At 42.6% G+C, this 19,754-nt stretch carries 21 protein-coding genes; 4 read left to right on the plus strand and 17 right to left on the minus strand.

The genetic code is table 11. From position 1 onward, the window contains the following. The 9 genes from VTH8203_RS25510 to VTH8203_RS13195 form a co-directional block, all read right to left on the minus strand. Positions 1-153, minus strand: a 153-nt coding sequence (locus VTH8203_RS25510) for a transposase (RefSeq protein WP_158296140.1), incomplete at its 3' end; no start/stop codon positions are given. A 41-nt stretch (positions 154-194) separates the two neighbouring features. Next, entirely contained in the window at positions 195-371 is a 177-nt protein-coding gene (locus VTH8203_RS13160; protein ID WP_096994087.1) for a YoaH family protein, read from the minus strand. A gap of 78 nt (positions 372-449) precedes the next feature. Beyond that, positions 450-1,568, minus strand: coding sequence for a conjugal transfer protein TraF (locus VTH8203_RS13165; protein ID WP_096994088.1), 1,119 nt, complete (start codon positions 1,566-1,568; stop codon positions 450-452). Between the two features lie 91 nt (positions 1,569-1,659). Next, entirely contained in the window at positions 1,660-2,538 is an 879-nt protein-coding gene (locus VTH8203_RS13170; protein ID WP_096994089.1) for a DUF2861 family protein, read from the minus strand. Further along, the gene (vxrB, locus tag VTH8203_RS13175) at positions 2,538-3,197 is read right to left on the minus strand and encodes a response regulator transcription factor VxrB (protein ID WP_096994090.1); all 660 of its coding nucleotides are present in this window, start codon (positions 3,195-3,197) and stop codon (positions 2,538-2,540) included. Before vxrB ends, VTH8203_RS13170 begins: the two co-directional genes overlap by 1 nt. Beyond that, entirely contained in the window at positions 3,172-4,626 is a 1,455-nt protein-coding gene (gene vxrA / locus VTH8203_RS13180; RefSeq protein ID WP_096994091.1) for a sensor histidine kinase VxrA, read from the minus strand. Before vxrA ends, vxrB begins: the two co-directional genes overlap by 26 nt. A gap of 169 nt (positions 4,627-4,795) precedes the next feature. Continuing rightward, positions 4,796-6,199 (minus strand): Re/Si-specific NAD(P)(+) transhydrogenase subunit beta, encoded by a 1,404-nt coding sequence (gene pntB, locus VTH8203_RS13185; RefSeq protein ID WP_096994092.1) that lies wholly within the window; start codon positions 6,197-6,199, stop codon positions 4,796-4,798. Positions 6,200-6,207: 8 nt separating this feature from the next. Beyond that, a complete protein-coding gene (locus tag VTH8203_RS13190) occupies positions 6,208-7,746 on the minus strand; it encodes a Re/Si-specific NAD(P)(+) transhydrogenase subunit alpha (RefSeq protein ID WP_096994093.1) in 1,539 nt (512 codons plus the stop codon). 342 nt (positions 7,747-8,088) lie between these two features. Continuing rightward, entirely contained in the window at positions 8,089-8,364 is a 276-nt protein-coding gene (locus tag VTH8203_RS13195; RefSeq protein ID WP_096994094.1) for an HlyU family transcriptional regulator, read from the minus strand. Between the two features lie 293 nt (positions 8,365-8,657). On the opposite strand from VTH8203_RS13195, the gene VTH8203_RS13200 reads away from it, so the two are divergent. Further along, a complete protein-coding gene (locus VTH8203_RS13200) occupies positions 8,658-9,896 on the plus strand; it encodes a GGDEF domain-containing protein (protein WP_096994095.1) in 1,239 nt (412 codons plus the stop codon). Positions 9,897-9,910: 14 nt separating this feature from the next. Here the strand turns inward: VTH8203_RS13200 and VTH8203_RS13205 are convergent, their stop codons facing one another. Continuing rightward, on the minus strand, positions 9,911-10,825 hold the full coding sequence (locus VTH8203_RS13205; protein ID WP_244181212.1) for a Solitary outer membrane autotransporter beta-barrel domain: 915 nt from the start codon (positions 10,823-10,825) through the stop codon (positions 9,911-9,913). A gap of 601 nt (positions 10,826-11,426) precedes the next feature. On the opposite strand from VTH8203_RS13205, the gene VTH8203_RS13210 reads away from it, so the two are divergent. Continuing rightward, on the plus strand, positions 11,427-11,864 hold the full coding sequence (locus VTH8203_RS13210; RefSeq protein ID WP_096994097.1) for a DUF3069 domain-containing protein: 438 nt from the start codon (positions 11,427-11,429) through the stop codon (positions 11,862-11,864). A 44-nt stretch (positions 11,865-11,908) separates the two neighbouring features. Here the strand turns inward: VTH8203_RS13210 and modC are convergent, their stop codons facing one another. From modC to VTH8203_RS13230, 4 genes are read right to left on the minus strand one after another with little or no spacing between them, the layout of a single operon-like run. Next, positions 11,909-13,021 carry a molybdenum ABC transporter ATP-binding protein ModC gene (gene modC / locus VTH8203_RS13215; protein WP_096994098.1) on the minus strand — a complete coding sequence of 371 codons (1,113 nt, stop codon included), beginning with the start codon at positions 13,019-13,021 and terminating at the stop codon, positions 11,909-11,911. Next, positions 13,018-13,710, minus strand: a complete 693-nt coding sequence (modB, locus tag VTH8203_RS13220) for a molybdate ABC transporter permease subunit (RefSeq protein ID WP_096994099.1) — start codon at positions 13,708-13,710, stop codon at positions 13,018-13,020. Before modB ends, modC begins: the two co-directional genes overlap by 4 nt. Position 13,711: 1 nt before the next feature. Further along, complete coding sequence (gene modA, locus VTH8203_RS13225) at positions 13,712-14,464, minus strand: molybdate ABC transporter substrate-binding protein (RefSeq protein ID WP_096994100.1); 753 nt, start codon at positions 14,462-14,464, stop codon at positions 13,712-13,714. Beyond that, on the minus strand, positions 14,461-15,933 hold the full coding sequence (locus VTH8203_RS13230) for a cobyric acid synthase (RefSeq protein WP_096994101.1): 1,473 nt from the start codon (positions 15,931-15,933) through the stop codon (positions 14,461-14,463). The genes modA and VTH8203_RS13230 overlap by 4 nt, the downstream gene beginning before the upstream one ends. Before the next feature lie 182 nt (positions 15,934-16,115). Between VTH8203_RS13230 and VTH8203_RS13235 the strand changes: the two genes are divergently transcribed. Together VTH8203_RS13235 and VTH8203_RS13240 are read left to right on the plus strand one after the other, a co-directional pair. Then, complete coding sequence (locus VTH8203_RS13235; protein ID WP_096994102.1) at positions 16,116-16,493, plus strand: YgiW/YdeI family stress tolerance OB fold protein; 378 nt, start codon at positions 16,116-16,118, stop codon at positions 16,491-16,493. Positions 16,494-16,605: 112 nt separating this feature from the next. Then, complete coding sequence (locus VTH8203_RS13240; RefSeq protein ID WP_096994103.1) at positions 16,606-17,142, plus strand: hypothetical protein; 537 nt, start codon at positions 16,606-16,608, stop codon at positions 17,140-17,142. Between the two features lie 49 nt (positions 17,143-17,191). Here VTH8203_RS13240 and VTH8203_RS13245 read toward each other — a convergent pair whose 3' ends face one another. The 3 genes from VTH8203_RS13245 to nrdG form a co-directional block, all read right to left on the minus strand. Then, positions 17,192-17,902, minus strand: a complete 711-nt coding sequence (locus tag VTH8203_RS13245) for a putative ATP-dependent zinc protease (RefSeq protein WP_096994104.1) — start codon at positions 17,900-17,902, stop codon at positions 17,192-17,194. Between the two features lie 51 nt (positions 17,903-17,953). After that, entirely contained in the window at positions 17,954-19,138 is a 1,185-nt protein-coding gene (locus VTH8203_RS13250; RefSeq protein ID WP_096994105.1) for an amino acid aminotransferase, read from the minus strand. A gap of 135 nt (positions 19,139-19,273) precedes the next feature. Further along, positions 19,274-19,744: an anaerobic ribonucleoside-triphosphate reductase-activating protein gene (nrdG, locus tag VTH8203_RS13255; RefSeq protein WP_096994106.1), complete on the minus strand. Its 471-nt coding sequence runs from the start codon at positions 19,742-19,744 to the stop codon at positions 19,274-19,276. Between the last annotated feature and the right edge of the window lie 10 nt (positions 19,745-19,754).

The following is a 19,754-nucleotide window of genomic DNA, read 5'->3' on the forward strand; positions in this document are numbered from 1 at the left end:
CATTGATGGGGCTACTTCTAAATACTTATTCTTCCAATCGTGCAGAGTAGAGATATGCATACCTTCATTATCTGCAAACTCCCGCAAGGATAAACCACTTTCAACAAACCTGCGAATAGTTGCTTTCTTATGCTCTTCTGAATAACGCTTCACTTAATTAAACTTACCGCTCCCTGTTTTACTTTTATTGAGGATTAAGGGCGACAACTACCCTGACACAGGGGGTTGCTCGCTTCGGCTTTTTCTTCTCGGATCTCTTGAGCAATAATTTTTATTGCTTGAGCGGTGCTAATCCCCTGCTTCATCAATTCTTGAATTCTCTCAACGGCTGCTTGTTGCTCTTCATGGCTAAGGGATAAATCATCGAACATGTCGTCCTCCCACTAATTTGGACATTAACTAATGTGAGGACTATAGACTATTTGCAATCGCTGGCAAGAAAATTAACGTTAATAAGTCGCAATAAAATTGATTGAAGCTCCCATAGCTTGGGGTGAGGTATAACTTGCCGCAATATCCATTTCGATAATGTTGAGCGGGCGTAAACCAATACCCGCAGTGAGGGTGCCTTCAGAATCTCGCGCCATATTTTTCATATACCCTCCCCTAAGTTGGACCTGTCTTGCCAGATCCACTTCAACACCAGCTCTCAACATTCTAGTATCGTCATCGAAACTGCTAAATTTCTTCTCCGTATTTAGATCGTAATCAACCGAGAATTGAAAGTAGTCAGCAATAAAACCAACACCAGCGGTATAGAGTGGTGATAACTGATATTCATACCCATATTGAATATCTTTTCCGCCTATGTTCTTCGTGCCACGTGCAGTTTGAATGTTTCTAGACAAGATGTTCTTGGCAGAAAAGCCTGCTCGAAATGGGCCGTGGAACCATAAAGCTCCTGCATCGATATTAAATGCCGTGTCACCTTGAGAATTTTCTCTGATGTTATTCAGGCTGAAATCATTTAGGGAGCTTAAGGAAGTATAGGTATACGTTCTTTGAATTTTTGGCGACACACCAAATGAAAAGTGTTGTCCGAATAACGTTTGATATTTAGCGAAAGAAATACCAATCTCTGTCACTGCAACCGACGCTGTTTTAACCGCTGATCGTGCAGCTCGTTCTGCATCATTGCTGCCAGTTTTATCAATCTCCGGTGTAGCAACATTTTCAACATAAGCCTTGCCAAAAACGTTTGCTGCGATATATCGATTAGGTAGACCAAACGCGAGCGCGCCACCAAAGTCAACTTTCGCCTGCGTTCCATTTAATTCATTTAATGCAGTACTACTTGGATTACTAATGACGTTATCAACTTTGTCTAACATTTTATCTTCGTCGTTGTAATTTAGCCCTAAGCTGGGGATCAACATCCCGGCGTCGTCGTTACGACGATAGATCGCCACAAGCGCTGGATTATAAAATGGTGCCGTAAGATACGAAGCTGATACGACCCCTGTTCCTCCCATGGCATCGCCTCGTGCATCAATAGCTAATGTTGACGCTTCAGATGACATTGAAGCCAAAATAGTAAGAACAGAAAGTGTTTTTAATTGAGTTTTCATTGAAAAGTAACGCCGTTAATCCTTTATGCATTTATTAACGGCGTTACTTTAAGATTCTTTAGTGATTTCAATAGGAAATCTTATTTGTGTGTTATTCGTCAGCTGAAACATCGAAGGTTTTACTGATGATTTGCGACCTTTCAAACAATATTGGCCCTTGCCAACGACTTTGCTTCATCGAAACCGCCAAAACATAACGATCAGGTGTGACATTATTGGCTTCAAGACTTGTTGGGTAATCAGATTCATATTCTTTACCCCAAACTTGCGTGTATTTGCCATCGATGTAGTCGTAGAGTCCTACCTCAAGTCTTGGCAGTGGACAATATGGATTCAGAAGCGCATTTTTTTCTATTCGCCATTCATCCTTAGCTGACCAACGAACGGTTTGTTTTAGCGACTGGTCGTTAAAGATCAACCACTGACTCCACGTTTCTCCATCTAACAACCGAACATCAAGACGATACAGCCCTACATCTAAAGGAGATGACAGGTTATAACGAATACCATAAGCCGCTTTTTCTGTTACAGCGTCACCTATAGGGTTAACATAAAACTCACTGTCATTGGAGACTCTGCGATCAACCCACTTTTTGAGACTGATCTCCGAAATGACCCGTTTTGATTCTATTTCGATAGCAGATAAATAAGTATCTCTGCCTGGGCTTTGAATCGACTGTTGTCTCACTACAACAGAATCTATCCATTCTGGTAGAGGTTGAGAGGAATAGCCTTTACCGCAATCAACTTCCAACGACTGCAAAAATAACCTATTGATATGGTTTTTTATGCTTTTGGTTGGTTGCTGCTGCCACTCCTCTACCAATGATTGGAACATCGATTCCAAATCGCGATTAAGGAGGTGTCGATGCGCTTGAGTAATTGTAGTATTGTTTTCAAACCAATCGGCACCAACTGTCGTTGATGCCGTAAGGAATGCTAGCGCTAAGAGTTTGGATTTTCTTGACATTAGCCTTTCATTTTGTAGCCAACACCACGTAGCGTTTCGATTTCCAACCCAGGCAGTTTTTGTCTAAGTTGTAGCACATGAGTATCAACAGTTCGTGTCGTTGGGAAATGGTTATAACCCCAAACATGGTCAAGTAATTCATCGCGTGTAAATACGCGTCCCAAGTTACTCGCCAAAAATAGTAATAGGTCAAATTCAGTGCGAGTAAGCGTAATTAACTCACCTTTGTAGTTAACTTCACGAGTCGCTTTATCGATCACTAAACTATCAGTGACGACTTTTGTTGCATCTTCTGAGTCTGCCTCCGGTGCACGAAGCTGTGCACGGATACGTGCAAAGAGTTCTGCTTCTGCAAATGGTTTGGTTAAATAGTCATTCGCCCCAGCGTCTAAACCGGTCACTTTGTCTTTTACAGTCACTAGTGCTGTCAGCAAGATAACGGGAACATCTTTAATTTTCTTCCAACCAGCTAGGTGCTCTACAGAGTCACCATCCGGAAGTTGTCTGTCGAGAATTACCAAGTCTGCTTCTTCCCAGTGTTGTTCAACCTGAGAGATAAATTCAGCGTGAAGGCAGTTATAACCAGCCAGTTCTAAACTTACCAAAAGGCCGTCAGCTAGATTCTTGTCATCTTCAACAAGTAGCAGTGTCTGTTTCACAAGGTATCTCCAAAATAAATGTTGTTGGTGGTCCAACTAGGTACATCTTACCGCCCATTCGACCAACCATAGATTCTACTATAGTAAGACCTAGGCCTAAGCCCGCCTTACTTACAAATGGCTTTCTAAGCTCACGCCAATCCTTTGAAGTTAATTGTCCATTGTCGATGACTTCGATTTTGAGTGAATTTGACGAAGTCACAACGTTCAAACTCACTGGTGCAACGCCGTATTTGATCGCGTTACGTATTAGGTTATCAATACAAGTTCCCAACCAATATATGTTAATTTTAGCGGCTACGTCCTGATTAATAGTCAAATTCACGTCAGCTTCGAATTCTTCTTCGGCTTTGAAACTTAGCCAATCTTGTACCGAAGGTAACCATTCAGTCGACAAAGGCTTGTTGTCAGACTGCAGATAATCCTTACTTGCTTCCGCTAATTGACGTAATCGCCGCGTATCTTCGCATAGTCTCCTGAACTCATCATATACAGTTTCTGGCAAGTGCTCAAATTCACGTCTAAATCCTTCAACCGTTAAGGATAAGCTAGCAATAGGTGTACGTAGTTCGTGAGTTAGGATTTGGAGTACCAACATTCGACTTTTCATTTCTTGGCGTTTGGTATTCCAACGGTAGATCGCCCAGCCTATCACCAAAAGTATATTGGCGATGATCAAACTGATCATACTGATTCGTAACACATCCGAGTGATCTTCCACTTCCCAACATAAGTTTCCTCTTTGCACAAAACAAGTGTTGGTCTGGGATGCAAGTTTAAAATTCAGCCCCGCTTCTTTCGCTTTTGATGTCCATATGTTTGACGGAAACAAGTAATAGATATCGCCTCTTCTCAACCATAGCTCTTCATTCTCCACAAACATTGATGAACCTCTTATAAGAGATATCACGGTTTGCTCATCCATCACTTGTAATCGACCTAAAAGAGAACCTGGAGGCGCTAGTTCTCTTTCTTTAATATGCATAAACTTCTGCAATTCTTGTTTTTTATCTGGATACTCAGTGATGTATCTAGCCGCATAAGTTCCCCCACCAGGGTGAATCAACCCGCTTCTAGCAAACCATTTGGTCGATAGTTTACGTCCTCCACACATTGCTCTAGTAAATACCAAAGGTTCAGTGATCAATGGACTGAGAGGCAGTGCGCCACTGCATTTCTCTGCTAAATGATAAAGTTGCTGAACTTCCTTTAGCGGATACTTGCTGGTTTGAGGCAGCATTGAGGTCGGTGTGAGAAGCTGTGTCGGATAATCGGCTTGAATAACTCGTACATCGTATGAAGCCGTCGCTTGCTCGAAATCGAAAAAACTGACGAAGTTATCTATACGTTCGGGAAGCGACTCCGCAAAAGCAAAAGGAGCTAGAACAATAGATGCGATTGTAAGCAATGGGCGCGCTAATTTCTTCAAACGAATATTCTTGTCTGGTCAATAACATAAAAAAGACTAATGTAAGTATTATCCGCAAGATTCACGCCAAGTGCACGCAATTATTTGGTCAATTCTAAGAAAAATTCACGTCGAGGTTTCAAAAATAAAAAAGCCAGCATCAGCTGGCTTTCTATTAAATAAATACGTTTTATAGTGCTTTTGAGATAGCGTCGACACTATCTTTCGCATCACCAAATAGCATAAAGGTATTTTCTTTAAAGAACAGCGGGTTTTGTACACCAGCATATCCTGTATTCATCGAACGCTTGAATACAATAACATTCTGCGCTTTCCAAACTTCGAGAACTGGCATACCAGCGATCGGGCTATTTGGATCCTCCAGTGCCGCAGGGTTTACTGTATCATTAGCGCCAATCACCAAAACGGTATCCGTATCACTAAAGTCGTCATTAATTTCGTCCATCTCAAGAACGATATCATACGGCACTTTAGCTTCAGCAAGTAGAACGTTCATGTGGCCTGGTAAGCGACCTGCAACAGGGTGAATACCGAAGCGCACTTCAACACCTTGAGCACGTAGCTTTTCAGTAATTTCATGTACCGGGTATTGCGCTTGAGCAACCGCCATTCCATATCCTGGAGTGATGATAACTGATTTGCTGTTTTTGAGCATTTCAGCCACTTCTTCTGCCGACGCTTCACGGTGTTCGCCTTGTTCTTCATCACTTGAAATAACGACCTCTTGACCAAAGCCGCCAGCGATCACACTAACAAATGAACGGTTCATCGCTTTACACATGATGTAAGAAAGTATCGCACCCGAGGAACCCACCAAGGCACCTGTCACGATAAGAAGATCGTTCGCTAACATGAAGCCTGCTGCTGCCGCTGCCCAACCAGAGTATGAGTTAAGCATTGAAACCACAACTGGCATATCAGCCCCACCGATTGATGCCACTAGGTGATAGCCGAATGCAAAAGCAATAAGCGTCATAACAATCAGAGCGAACATGCTGCCATCAGCTTTCACAAAGTAAATCATCAGCAAGGTCGATACCACGATCGCGGCTAAGTTCAACTTATGTTTGTGTGGAATATTAAGTGGTGAAGAAGAGATAACACCGCGAAGCTTACCGAATGCAACAATCGAACCAGTAAACGTCACCGCACCAATGAACACACCTAAGAACACTTCCACCATGTGGATAACGTGATGAGCATGAACTTCAGATGCAGAAAGCATCGCGACATTAGCAATTGCCGGTGGATCAATGTAACTGTTGTAGCCGACTAGAACCGCCGCCAAACCAACAAAACTGTGAAGGATTGCCACAAGTTCTGGCATTTCGGTCATTTCTACTTTTCGAGCATAGAAAATACCAATAGCACCACCAATAGCCATTGCAACGATCACCCAACCGAAACCTTGCGCATCAGGACTGAAGATAGTTGCAATAAGCGCGATTGCCATACCAGCAATGCCATAATAATTGCCTGAACGAGCTGAAGTTTGTTTGGAAAGACCAGCCAAACTCATAATGAAAAATAATGCAGCAACAATGTATGCTGCCTGTACTAATCCTGCAGACATGTTGCCTCCTATTTATCTTTACGGAACATTTCAAGCATACGCTTGGTAACGGTAAAACCACCAAAGATATTGATACTCGCGATCAAAACGGCAATAAAGGATAAAAACGTGACAACGCCACTTCCTTGACCAATTTGCAACAGAGCACCAACGACGATAATCCCTGAGATCGCGTTCGTTACAGACATTAATGGTGTATGCAGTGCATGTGTTACGTTCCAGACCACATAATAGCCAACGACACACGCCAAAACGAATACAGTAAAATGAGACAAGAATGCAGCAGGCGCTACAGAGGCAACCCAACCAAATACGCCAACAGCGGCGACCAAACCCACAAGTTTTTTCACCGGAGATGTTGGTTCTTCAACTTTTTCCGCAGGTTTCTTCACTTCAGCTTTTGCTGGTGCAGGCTGTGCCGATACTTGAATAGGTGGTGCCGGCCAGGTGACCTCACCTTCTTTAACAACAGTAACGCCACGCAGCACGACATCTTCAAAATCGATGTTAATGTTACCGTCTTTTTCTTTACAAAGCAGTTTTAGAAGATTGACAAGGTTTGTGGCATAAAGCTGAGAAGATTGAGTCGGAAGACGGCCTACCATATCGGTATAGCCAATCACTTTCACGCCATTTTCGGTCATGACGACTTGATCCGCGACAGTGTATTCACAGTTACCACCATTGGCCGCTGCGAGATCAACGATAACGCTGCCCGGCTTCATCGCATCAACCATTTCCTTAGTGACAAGTTTTGGAGCGGGTCTTCCCGGAATGAGCGCTGTGGTAATAATAATATCAACGTCTTTCGCCTGCTGCATATAGAGTTCAGCGGCTTTCTTGTTGAATTCATCGGACATTTCTTTCGCGTAGCCGTCACCAGACCCCGAGTTTTCTTGGTAGTCCACTTCCAAGAATTCAGCGCCCATCGACTCGACTTGTTCTTTTACCTCTGGTCTAACGTCAAACGAGCGTACAATCGCACCAAGACTCCCCGCCGCACCTATCGCGGCCAGACCTGCCACACCCGCACCAGCGACAAATACTTTTGCAGGAGGCACCTTACCTGCCGCGGTAATTTGACCGGTAAAGAAACGACCGAATTCGTGTGCCGCTTCGACAACTGCTCTATAGCCCGCAATATTTGCCATAGAACTGAGCGCATCCAATGCTTGCGCGCGCGAGATTCGTGGTACAGCGTCCATAGCCATAACATTAATGTTCTTGCTAGAAAGCTTTTCCATTAATTCTGGATTCTGAGCTGGCCATACAAAGCTGACTAGGCTCGCACCGTCTTTAAGCAGCGCTATTTCCTCATCAGTAGGGGCATTGACTTTCAGTACCAAGTCCGCTTCCCAAACCTCTTTCGATGAAGTAATGGTCGCTCCAGCTGCTTCGTACGCTGAGTCATCGAAACTCGCTAACAGACCTGCTTGAGGCTCAATCGAGACATCAAACCCCAACTTTAGTAACTGCTCAACCGACTTGGGCGTCGCAGCGACTCGCGTTTCTCCCGCGAGAATTTCTTTTGGCACACCAATTTGCATAGCTATTCCTTAACTATTGGCAGAAGTATTGTTCTTTTTTAACCAACGAAGTGCACAACATCAAGCAATTTGTAATAAAAAATCAATATTTCATTACATATAACTGAACGTAATGACTTTTAAACAGTTATCTTTAGTAAAAAAACCACACGAAAACCTTATTAAGAAGGTCATACCAGTAATATAATACGCTTTTAAAGAGGAATTTCGTGTAGGTAGGTCATATTATGATAATAATTACTGCAAACAGATGACCAACATCAATTAAATCAAATAACTAAAACTGGTCTTGCCAGCATAAATCTTCATCAATTGATGTGGATAAATTGACGTGCTGTAGCTTTAGAAAATGTTGTCTCCCATCTGATCAATGAACATTTGTGCTTTCTTTAACATCAATTCGTTAGAATCAGATTCTGAGCCAACAACATCAGAGCGAATGAAACGATGTTCTTTAAGCTCCTCGCCATATTGTTTCGTTATTCTGCCTGCGACTCGATACTGACCACCTTCAGCCAGCGCCTCTTGATAGATCAAAAAGCCCTTGTACTCCACAGGCTCCACCACTTTAGGTTCGGTACTTTTCGAACCACCAAATAATTTAGAGAAGAATCCCACGTTTTTTCCTCTTGTAAGACCGATCTCTCCATGTTGTAGGGTTTGCTTCCATCGGTCAACATCTTGAATTAGGAAAGTGAATCTTGTTGGCAATTTATCCAGTCTGTTTTCCGCTTTGATAAGGCGTTGGGTTTTATATTGAGATTAAACAAGCACGAAAGTTTTTGTTGAGTTTGCGAAAACGGTGTGAGTTTTGAACGTCTCATTAACAAATTACTTGGCAAACCATCAAATTACCGTATCCTAAGGTGTTGAACTATAGTCTTTAATGAAGTTTCTGAGTCATACCAGTAATGTCGCCATCCTTTGCTAGCTCAAACCTGTTCCGGCTGTTTATTCCTATTATAATGATTGTGGGTATCCTAGCAGGGTTAAACCACATCATCGCCGCAACACAAGCTAACTCAGGTTTCGTCACTAATCTTCCTTATATCTTGTTTGGTACCGCCTTTGCGTTAAGCCATAGTTTTAAACAGTCTCGTATCGCGATGGTCGCCTTATCTATGCTGCTCGCCTACGCGGTAATACAAGTAAGATTGCAAACTCCATTGTCAACAGGCACAACACTCTTAGAACTCTCCCTATTAAGCTTATTGCTTCCCGTAGCGTGCTGCTTAGCCTTTTTGTTTCCCGACACCGGTGTTTTAAACAAGGGAATGTACATTTTTTCGGCCATCGTTGTGAGTTTCTTACTATGGAGTTATTTGATTTTAAGTCATTTTGACAACGGCGGATTTAACCATTTTGACAACGACTTACTGTTAGCTATTCCTGAAGTCTCGCGCTTACCGTTAGTTTTGGTTCTTTATAGCTTTGCAGTGACTGGCGCGACTGGCATCTTTCTTCTCAATTATAACCGACCTATCGACGCAGTTATTTATACTAGTATTCTACTTTCAAGCAGTACTTTTATTTTCTTTCATGTACCACATATGTCGAGTACGTTATTTTCTTTAGCCGGCATTTTAGTCATTATTTACGTTATTTCGGCCAGTCACCAGATGGCATTTAATGATCGACTAACAAATATTCCTGGGCGTCGAGCTCTAGAGATGGATATGAAGCATTTAGGAAGAAAATTCACTATCGCCATGCTAGATGTTGACCATTTTAAAAAATTCAATGACACCTATGGTCACGACACTGGGGACGATGTACTGAAACTAGTGGCTTCAAGGATGTTGTCCGTGGGTGGGAATGCCCGCGTATATCGCTATGGCGGCGAAGAGTTTACCATTTTATTTAAAGGCAAAACGGCCAAAGACAGTAAAGTCTATCTCGATGAATTAAGAGAAAAAATAGCCGATTACGAGATGGTCATTAGAAATAATGCCCAGCGACCAAATGACAACAAAAAAGGCGCAAAGCAGCGCGGTGCAAATAGTCAAGGTTCTACTGTGAGCATTACTGTGAGTATTGGTGCAGCAGACAGCAAGACTACAAAAAAACCTGAAGAAGTGCTCAAAAAAGCCGATAAAGCGCTATATACCGCGAAAGAAAAAGGGCGCAATCAAGTTCAATGCGCCCGTTAGTCAGGACCTTATCGTCAGTCTTGATTGAAAAACAGCACAATGCTACCGCCTTTCAAATCACTTCCATAATTAATACTCAGCCCTATTCCTATATTATCTACAAACTGTATTTGGAATGGCGGTGTCATTAACCACCCGATGGTGCCTTCGTAGTAATGAGGAGATCCGAGCATACCAAGTGTGTCTCCACCAATATCAACACGCCTAATACTGGTATAAATGGTTTGCACTGAACGTCCCCAATCCGTCACATCGTAAAATAGCTTGGCTTCATTAGACCAATACCATCCTTCTGGTGTGCCCACATCACCGTCATTCGCCTTACCCCAACCAATACCGGAAAAGTAATTGAATGTGGACTTAAATTTCAACTCACCCCACGGTTTATCTTCGTGATAGTTGAAACCGACTTTAGGTTGAAAACTGGCCGCCCAGACCGATGTGTTGACTATTTTCCCATCAAAGTAAGATTGGAAATATTTCGAGGTCGGTGATCTAAAGTCATAGTCACTGTGCAAATACTGAAGATGTGCGCCGATGCCTGTCTCGAAGGCCCAATGGTCAGAGAACTTTATCTCTTGCTCGTAACCAGTAAAAGCACCCAAGACATATTTAGTATGGCGATCTGGTACATCTAAGATTTGATCTTCAATACGTAATGCTGAAAACCTTAACGTCACTCTTTGCTGAAAAGCATCGTCATCATTGAGTTCAAACGTTAGTGGCAGTGCAGATACCGCTATGTTTTTACGCTTATCAAGCGCCTCTTGAGATCCAATATTATCGTTATCGATGTTAAGCACAGAGCTTGGATCAAAATCTGTAAACCCTAGCGTTAATGCATCGCTATCAGTAAGGATGATTGCGGCTGCAAAATCTTGTTCAAACAAATCACGAAATTCAGGCTCGGCTATGCTGTGTGTAGACACAGCCGTGGAACATAACAAAAAAACAAAACGAGCCTTTGACACAGCTTTACCAATTCAATCGATATATTTAAATAATAGCGCCACACCCTATAAGTGTGAGTATTAGTTTGTAAGTTAGACGATTATTACGAGGATAATTCGAAAACATAAAAAACTCCTCAGTTAAAATGAGGAGCCTACAGGGCTAAGCATACGTTAGTTTTACGACGTCGTACTAATGATATCGGCTTCAATTTGTCAAACAAATCTATTTCGATCACTTATCTTCTCGTGATACAACAGTTTGTCAGCACATTCATACAATTCATTAATTGTCTTGACACCCTAACTAAGGGAATCAAGTTGGACACGCCGAGTGACAACGTCACCTAACCACTTCGATATCGAAAATTGGTATGTAATAGTTTAAATATCCCATCGCTGGATCGAAATATGGGTACTAGGCTAACATTCACTTAGGCCCACTTTAATCGCGGCTTTAAGATATAGACTAAGTCGATTTGTCTAATAACGGGAGGATTTTTACAACAACATCGATTATTATTGACTTTTGTATCGCTTCTCCTAGGATAAGCGCAATTATCAACACTGAGATAGTAGTATGTCTGAGACACAAAACAACGAAGCAACAAAAGTTGACCTAGAATTGATTTCCCCAGAATTGCGTCAAGTAATTACATTTGATGACGTTCCTGAAGAATTGCATAACATGGTAGTCTCTATTCACGAAGTGACAGAAGAAGCAGTGCGTGAAGCTTGGGACACATTACCTGCCAGTGCACAGAATATCCTAGATAACTTTGAGCAATTCCATGCCTTAATTTCTGTGAGTCAAGCATTTGCAGGCGTTGGTACCATGGAAGAGTTCACTACCATGGACTTTCCAGCAGATATGAGTGACGAAGAAAAAGAAGATTATCGCGCTCAATTGCTTGATAAAGTATTAAGCAACTGTATCCGAGATATGGTTAAACAAATCAAAAAAGCGCGCAGAGATGCCATTCTAAAGCGTGATTTCAAAGACGTATTTAAGAAATAGTCAGCGACTCTTCAATAAAAAGGTCGCTCAGTCGCGACCTTTTTTTATACTTGGGGCTCAATGGCCACATCTTTTTGTGACACACTCACACCTTTGATCTGTGCATACACTTTTTGACCGACTTCTAACGCAAGATCATCGATTGCCCACTGGGTTACGGTCGCGAGTAGTTTCTGCTGACTCGTCAACATAAGAATCACTTCTACACTCTGCCGATTAATTCCTTTACCACCAAGATTGATGGCTTGTACGGTACAAGAGAGAATATTACGGATAGACGTTTTGCTCGGACGCTCTAAAGCAATGGATACATCATTGGCTCTTACACGTAACCTCACGTGTTCTCCGATAACACCTTGAGTGTGTTGAACCCATAAATAGTGATGTTCACTCAGTGCAACCTTAGTAAGGCCGTAATAATTATTTTGCTCTAAGATTTCACCTTTAAACAATGAACTCCTATCTGAGAACGACTGCCATGAACGCATAATTGAAGAGCTCCAGACGTTTTCTATTATGTCGCTTTCAACAATTGTTCCATCTTCAACAACAACCAAGTGCTGCGCTAAGCGAAGAATCTCACTTAGGCTATGCGTCACGTAAAGAATCGGAATATCAATAGAATGAGAGAGCTTTTCCAAAAATGGCATGAGTTCCCGTTTACGGGAAATATCTAATGACGCCAAGGGCTCATCCATTAGTAAGATCTGCGGTTTACTGAGTAATGCCCGACCTATCGCTACTCTTTGTTTCTCACCACCCGACAAGCGACTAGGATACCGCGTTAATAAGTCCCCAATCGCCAAAAGCTCTACGATTTCGTCGAAGTAATCAGTATCGGGATGAGTGACGCCGTAACACAAATTGCGCCTTACTGTCATATGAGGGAACAATCTAGCATCTTGAAAAACATAGCCGACTTTGCGTTTTTCTATCGGCAAGTTGAGCTTGGATGCAGAATCAAACAATACACGTTGTGTAACTTCGATGCGTCCGGAATCTGGAGTGACTAGACCGCTCACCAAATTGATCAATGTTGTCTTGCCGGCGCCAGAACGCCCAAATATAGCGGTAATACCTCTTGAAGGTATTTGTGTTTTCAAATGAAACGTTCGATCGGTAAATGCTTTGGTAACATCAATAATAATTGGGTTCATTTTGTTACCCCTAGCCGTTTACTCATCCACCTATTTAACCCTTCAGCAAAATACAACGACGCCAACGAAATAACAATTGAGATAATACATAAACGCATCGCGGCGTCTTCTGCCCCCGGTGTTTCGAGAAAGTTATACATCGCGAGGGGAATCGTTTGTGTCTCCCCAGGAATGTTGGAAACAAAGCTAATCGTGGCGCCAAATTCACCTAGGCTGCGAGCAAAAGAAAGCATCGTTCCACTGATCACCCCCGGAATAACTAATGGTAGTGTAATAGTAAAAAATACCTTTAACTGTGATGCGCCCAAAGTGCGAGCAGCTTGTTCAAGCTTTTGGTCAACACTATCCATAGAAAGTCGAATAGAACGAACCATCAAGGGGAGAGAGACGATAATGCAAGCTAAGGCGGCACCACGCCAACTGAAGCTAAAGGTAATGCCAGTTAACTCATACACCCACTTACCGATGACACCCTGTTTGCCCATCGAAAGAAGCAACAGATAACCAATAACCACCGGAGGAAGCACCAAAGGAAGATGGATCAAACTGTCTAGAACACTTTTTCCTGGAAATTCTTTCTTACTCAGGAGCCAAGCAAAAAAGATACCGATAGGAATTAACCAGACGATTGCCACAGCAGCAACTTTGAGACTTAGCTGTACAGCTTGTATTTCATAATCAGTTAGCATGTTAACTGCCGTTTGAAGGTAAAAAACCAAATTTAGCGAGCACGCTTTGCCCTGATTGTGAATGTACAAATTCAGCAAACATGTTGACTTCTTCCCGCTGCGTTAACTTAACCAATGGATAGATTATAGGATCATGCGTTGACTCAGGAAATGCCTCAATAATATCGACATCTTGGCTTGCCAATGCATCGGTTCGATAAACAATTCCTAGCGGCGCTTCATTACGTTCAACCAAAGCTAAGACTTGACGAACATTATTGACCGGTGCGAGATGTGTTTTCACAGAAGACCAGACACCCAGCGATTCAAGCGATTGTTTAGCGTAAATGCCCGCAGGAACGGATGAGACGGCACCGATAGCTAAACGGTTATCATCAAGCCACTGTGTCCAACTTTCCTTTGCGTTGAGTTTAAATGGTTTGTCTTCTACCTTGTTGTTCTTAATCAACACGAGTTGATTCCGCGCAATATTAGAGACATTGTTCTTATCAACAACGCCGTTCTCGACCAAATAATCTACCCATTTTACGTTGGCTGATATAAACACATCAGCGGGCGCACCTTGATAAATGTGCCGTGCCATCGATGATGAACCGCCATATACCCTCACGACTTGTACACCCGTTTTTTTAGTAAATTCATTGGCAAGTTCATCAACAGCATTAGTCATGGATGAGGCAGCGTAAATGTTAAGCGACGCCGCCCATGCAATAGGTGACAGCGTAACAAGAAATAGTGCTAATAACTTTTTCATTTGTTAGAAAACCCTAAGTCTGGCCATAATTGTTGAAGATCAAGGTGATGTTCAATGGCATCGGCAATAGTGTCCAACGCACGTTCTTTTTCATCCTTGATAGAATAATCTGCGATTGATTCGCCATTTACCCAGTGCACCAACAAAGAGACACATTCAGCTGTATCCAGTATGCCATGAAGGTACGTACCAATTACTTGATTATCCTCACTAATAGCACCATCTTTAGTTCCTTGTTCAAGTTCTATAAGAGGTTGACAAGACACTTGAGATTGCCCTGCATGTATCTCATAACCCGTAACCTTTGCTTGCTTGTGATTAAGTGTAAGCACGCCAGATACATTAGTGAGCTGTTTTTCCGGCTGAAGCTCAGTACTAACATCAAGCAAACCTAACCCTTTACTGGTGCCTGCTTCTCCCTCGATGCCTAACGGATCAGCAATATGCTGCCCTAGCATCTGAAAGCCGCCACAAATGCCCATGACCTTGCCACCAAATCTTAAGTGGCGATAAATGTCTTTATCCCAGCCCTGCTGTCGCAGGTAATTAAGATCATCTCTAACCGATTTTGTACCAGGTAGAATGATCAAATCGGCATTGTCTATTCGCTCATCTTTACCTACATACCTAAAATTAACATCCGGATGCAATCTTAAGGCATCGAAATCTGTGTGATTACTGATGCGCGGTAACACAGGTACAACAACATTAAGCTTAGTGGTTTGAGACGTAACGTGTTGAACGGTTATCGCGTCTTCAGCTTCAATATTAAGGCCATGAATGAAAGGAATCACGCCGAACACTGGTTTTCCCGTTTTCTGTTCTAACCAGTCAAGTCCAGGTTCAAGCAAAGAAATATCACCACGAAATCGATTGATAACAAAACCAACCACTCGGCTCTGCTCACTTTGAGACAATAGCGCTAACGTTCCATACAAATGAGCAAAAACTCCACCACGATCAATATCAGCAACAATAATAACAGGAACGTCGGCTTCCTCTGCAAAGCCCATATTGGCAATATCATTGGCTCTTAAATTGATTTCTGCTGGACTGCCGGCTCCCTCTATCATCACAGCGTCATAACGTTGCGTCAGTTTAGAGAACGAGTCTAAGACATACGGCATCGCTAATTTTTTAAAATCATGAAAGCCGACGGCGTCCATGTTTGCAAATGCTCTGCCTTGGATAATGATCTGTGCTCCGGTATCTGAGTTAGGCTTAATCAGTACCGGATTCATATCGACGCTAGGCTCCACTCTCGCCGCTTGTGCCTGAACGGCTTGTGCTCTACCTATTTCACCACCATCTTTGGTGACCGCACTATTTAAGGCCATATTTTGTGGCTTAAAGGGGGCAACATTGATCCCCTTACGTGCTAATACCCGGCATAACCCTGCCACCAAAACACTTTTACCTGCATCAGAAGTAGTGCCTTGGACCATTAAAGCTTGTGAAGTGCGACGCATATGTTCCCATATAATGATGAAGTCTTTGGTTAGTTTACCTTTTTTTGTCTTTTGTTCCTAACCTCCACCCTGAAAAACCTTCAGTGAATGGAATATGAATATGGCGCTCAGTAACGGTTAAGTTTACTTGGAGTTTAATAGCTCTCGTCAACTGAACAGACACCTTAAAAGGAATCAAAATTATGAAAAAGACTGTATTAGCTCTAGCCGCTGCATTAATCCTTGCTCCTACACTTGTGTTAGCCAAAGACGGCAGACATCATGACTCAAAAACTCCTGGCGTTGTTTATACCGGTCCGGTTGAAACCACCTCTGTGAATGAGTTATTGGCTGACACCAGTATGTTTACTGAAAAGAACGTTATCGTTGATGGTTATTTAATCCGCCAAGTTCGCGATGACAAATTTATCTTTAGTGATGGTAAAGCAGAAATTCAAGTCGACATGGACGATGCACGATTAAACACGCCGATTAATAACAAAACAAAAGTAAGAATATTCGGTGAATATGAGGGTGGTCAAACGCCAGAAATTGAAGTTGACCATATTCAAATAATGTAAAGAAAAGTTCGACTTAGTACAAAATGGTCTGTATCTTGCAGACCATTTTTCTATATACTAGACTGATTCGTTTATAGCTACTATGCCGAAATCAATTCATCATGGAGTTCTCATGCTAGGTAAAGCAAGTCGTACCGCCCTTTTAACGATGGCAGTCACCGCCCCTACGTTGGTTCACGCTAACAATTTTAACTATAACGCCTTTCAAGTACGCTTGGGTGCTGATCCAGGTACTTTCGGTGCTGAATTTACGACCTTCTTTACGCAGAATACTCACTTTATTGTTCGCGGTGATAGCCGTTTCGAAGGGGATTGGGATTTAGCTGGTGGTATCGGATTCAATGGCCCTGCTGGTCAATTCGCTGATGTTTACGGTCAGTTATTAGTCCACAACATAAAAACCAAAGATCATGATAAGTGGAATACTGACTTTGGTTCTGAATTTAATATTGGCTCTCGTATTTGGTTCCTTCAGAATGTAGAGGGCGATGCTCGAATCGGTATGCTTAATAGTGGTGGTGACACCAAATTTATCTGGAAAATTGGGGCTAGATTCCATTCAACAGAAGCACTTTCTCTAGGTGCGGCTATCTTTGATAACGGTATCTATGGAAACCAAGTTGAGATGTCAGTGGCATTCAACTTTTAATTAAGGTAATGAAGTTAAAAAAGGCTTTCCATGGGGAAAGCCTTTTTTATTATTTGCTACTTGGTTTTGGTTGTACGTATTTGCGACCAACATCCACCAACGCTACGTCTCTAAAAAAGCTACGTCCTAATAGCACCGGATATTTAAGATGGGTGCGATCAGCAAGGGTAAACTCCGTTTTACTGGTCATGTCGCCAATTTTAATAACGGAGACAATCACTGGACGTTTATCACTCTCTTCCGAACTTGCCTGTTTTACTTTAACCCAACGTTCCACAGGCATACTCATCTCTTTTGACTCGACACCTTTATGCTTGATTTTAAACTTCACCCAGTCTTTACCATCACGCTCAAACGGAACAATGTCAACGGCACTCAGAGACGATGTGGTTGCACCGGTATCGATGCGTGCCTTCGTGGTTAGTTTCATATCAACTAAACGGACATACTCTTGTTCGCCTAGAATCAACTTCCCTTCTTCCGTTTTAACAGGTGCAGGTTTAACGGCTGGTTTTTCTGGCTTAACTTCGGGTTTCTTTGCCGGTTTCGTTTCTTTTTCTGGTTTAGCTGGCTGAGGGTCGCTTTCTTTCTTGGTTGCTTCTGTCGCGCTCTTCTCAGTTTCTTTCTCTGGTTTTACAGCTTCAGTTTCTTGCTTTGGCTGCTCAACTTGTGGTGGAGTTACTGGCTCAGTTGGCGTAGTACTACAAGCTACCAAGCCACCACTTAACATCAGTGGTAAAATCACTTTCCACGGTTTCATTCATTCACCTTTATTCGTTCTATTTCTCAGATTCGCTATGTTGCTCATCTGCTATTGACTGACGGCAATCAATGCGTTCGCTACGTATGGCAATTGAGATTCAGATAAGCCTGCGATATTGATGCGCCCGTCATCCACACCATAAATAGCAAAGTCGTTACGTAGACGTTGCATTTGCTCTGGTGTAAATCCTAGCACAGTAAACATGCCTTTGTGAGACATGATAAAGTCAAATCGGTCAGATGAATGAGTATTTTTCAATTCTTTACAAAGACCATCACGCAGCGCAACGAGACGCTGTTGCATTTCAGATAACTCAAGTGACCACATGTGGGTTAGATATTCATCTGCCAAAATCGTTTTCACCAACGCGGCCCCATGATCTGGTGGCATTGTGTAGGTGGCTCGCGCCAACGTAAGTAGTTTGCCTTTTGCGTTGGCAGCTTCCGTTGCATTTTTACCAATGACTATCGCTGCGCCAGTACGCTCACGGTATAAACCAAAATTCTTAGAGCATGAGGTTGTAAGCAGCATTTCTTCCACATTTTCAGCCATATAGCGGAGTCCGTACGCATCTTGCTCTAGACCGTCACCAAAGCCTTGATAAGCGACATCCACAAACGGCACAAAACCATTTTTGATACTCAGCGATGTAATGGTTTTCCAATCCTCAAACAAGATATCGGCGCCGGTTGGATTGTGACAACACCCATGAAGTAATACCACGTCACCTTGCCCTGCTTGCGCAATATCCGACAGCATGGCATCTCTGTCGACTTGTTTGCTCACAGGATCAAAATATCGGTAATACTTTACTTGTAAACCGGCCGCTTCCATGACGGGTTTGTGATTAACATAGCTTGGATTTGATAACCATACCGTCGTTCCAGGTTGAGCGACATTCATGAGATCCCCTAACATACGTAGGCCGCCACTTGCTCCGGGCGTCTGAATCACCGACAAACGATCGTAAATTGGCGTTTCACCGAAAACGACTTTAGCAATACTTTGGTTAAACTCTTCACATCCAGCAAGACCAACATACGCCTTCGTTTGTTGTTCTGATGTCACAATACGTTGAGCCTCAGCGATGGCTTTCATAATAGGAGTTTGCCCATCACTATTACGATAGACCCCGATGCCTAAATCAACTTTATCGGCACGGGAATCATTTCTAAAAGCAACGGATAAGGAAAGAATTGGATCGAGCACTGGCTCGGGTAATTGAGAGAACATGAAAGTCACAACCCTTTGAAATTCAAGTAGTGGCTTCACGTTAGCATTAGATTAAACAATTTGAAATAGTTTTGTTATATGTTAGGAAACTTCAAACTGTAAAAATTAAGGGAGCACATAGCTCCTTTGAAGTATTTAAAACTGTTTGAATCGATGAATAACTTGATTAGAACTGCCCCGCCATTCTAATTCCGGATCGGCAAGTGACTTTTCATATTTGCCATCAATGAGCACATCGACAAGATCGATGACTCGTTGTTGATCTTGAGTAAGCTCTTTGAGCAAATAGCCACTCCAAAGCCAAATGTCTTTATTAGGGCACTCTCGTCTTACTCGCTCTACCAGTTGCAATACTCGACTGACATTAGCTGGGTGTAAAGGGTCCCCACCAGACAACGACAGTCCTCGTCTCTTTATTCGAGTATCATTGAGGTCAGCGATGATCCGCTCTTCCAATTCATCGGTAAATAAATGCCCAGAGTGTAACGACCAAGTCGCTTGGTTATAACACCCGCGGCATTGATGAACACAGCCTGACACAAAGAGAGTGCAACGTGTACCGGGCCCATTGACGACGTCGATAGGATGATACTGATGATAATTCATAAATTGACTC

This window comes from Vibrio thalassae, from assembly GCF_900089835.1.
Taxonomy (GTDB): domain Bacteria; phylum Pseudomonadota; class Gammaproteobacteria; order Enterobacterales; family Vibrionaceae; genus Vibrio; species Vibrio thalassae.

What these genes read in the sequence shown, in the direction of transcription:
- VTH8203_RS13235 (WP_096994102.1), top strand. Translation starts at nt 16,116, where the DNA reads ATGAAAAAGACTGTATTAGCTCTAGCCGCTGCATTAATCCTTGCTCCT.
- VTH8203_RS13200 (WP_096994095.1), top strand. Translation starts at nt 8,658, where the DNA reads ATGTCGCCATCCTTTGCTAGCTCAAACCTGTTCCGGCTGTTTATTCCT.
- modB (WP_096994099.1), bottom strand. Translation starts at nt 13,710, where the DNA reads ATGCTAACTGATTATGAAATACAAGCTGTACAGCTAAGTCTCAAAGTT.
- VTH8203_RS13210 (WP_096994097.1), top strand. Translation starts at nt 11,427, where the DNA reads ATGTCTGAGACACAAAACAACGAAGCAACAAAAGTTGACCTAGAATTG.
- nrdG (WP_096994106.1), bottom strand. Translation starts at nt 19,744, where the DNA reads ATGAATTATCATCAGTATCATCCTATCGACGTCGTCAATGGGCCCGGT.
- VTH8203_RS13160 (WP_096994087.1), bottom strand. Translation starts at nt 371, where the DNA reads ATGTTCGATGATTTATCCCTTAGCCATGAAGAGCAACAAGCAGCCGTT.
- VTH8203_RS13165 (WP_096994088.1), bottom strand. Translation starts at nt 1,568, where the DNA reads ATGAAAACTCAATTAAAAACACTTTCTGTTCTTACTATTTTGGCTTCA.
- VTH8203_RS13250 (WP_096994105.1), bottom strand. Translation starts at nt 19,138, where the DNA reads ATGTTCTCTCAATTACCCGAGCCAGTGCTCGATCCAATTCTTTCCTTA.
- modA (WP_096994100.1), bottom strand. Translation starts at nt 14,464, where the DNA reads ATGAAAAAGTTATTAGCACTATTTCTTGTTACGCTGTCACCTATTGCA.
- VTH8203_RS13170 (WP_096994089.1), bottom strand. Translation starts at nt 2,538, where the DNA reads ATGTCAAGAAAATCCAAACTCTTAGCGCTAGCATTCCTTACGGCATCA.
- VTH8203_RS13230 (WP_096994101.1), bottom strand. Translation starts at nt 15,933, where the DNA reads ATGCGTCGCACTTCACAAGCTTTAATGGTCCAAGGCACTACTTCTGAT.
- modC (WP_096994098.1), bottom strand. Translation starts at nt 13,021, where the DNA reads ATGAACCCAATTATTATTGATGTTACCAAAGCATTTACCGATCGAACG.
- VTH8203_RS13240 (WP_096994103.1), top strand. Translation starts at nt 16,606, where the DNA reads ATGCTAGGTAAAGCAAGTCGTACCGCCCTTTTAACGATGGCAGTCACC.
- VTH8203_RS13245 (WP_096994104.1), bottom strand. Translation starts at nt 17,902, where the DNA reads ATGAAACCGTGGAAAGTGATTTTACCACTGATGTTAAGTGGTGGCTTG.
- pntB (WP_096994092.1), bottom strand. Translation starts at nt 6,199, where the DNA reads ATGTCTGCAGGATTAGTACAGGCAGCATACATTGTTGCTGCATTATTT.
- VTH8203_RS13190 (WP_096994093.1), bottom strand. Translation starts at nt 7,746, where the DNA reads ATGCAAATTGGTGTGCCAAAAGAAATTCTCGCGGGAGAAACGCGAGTC.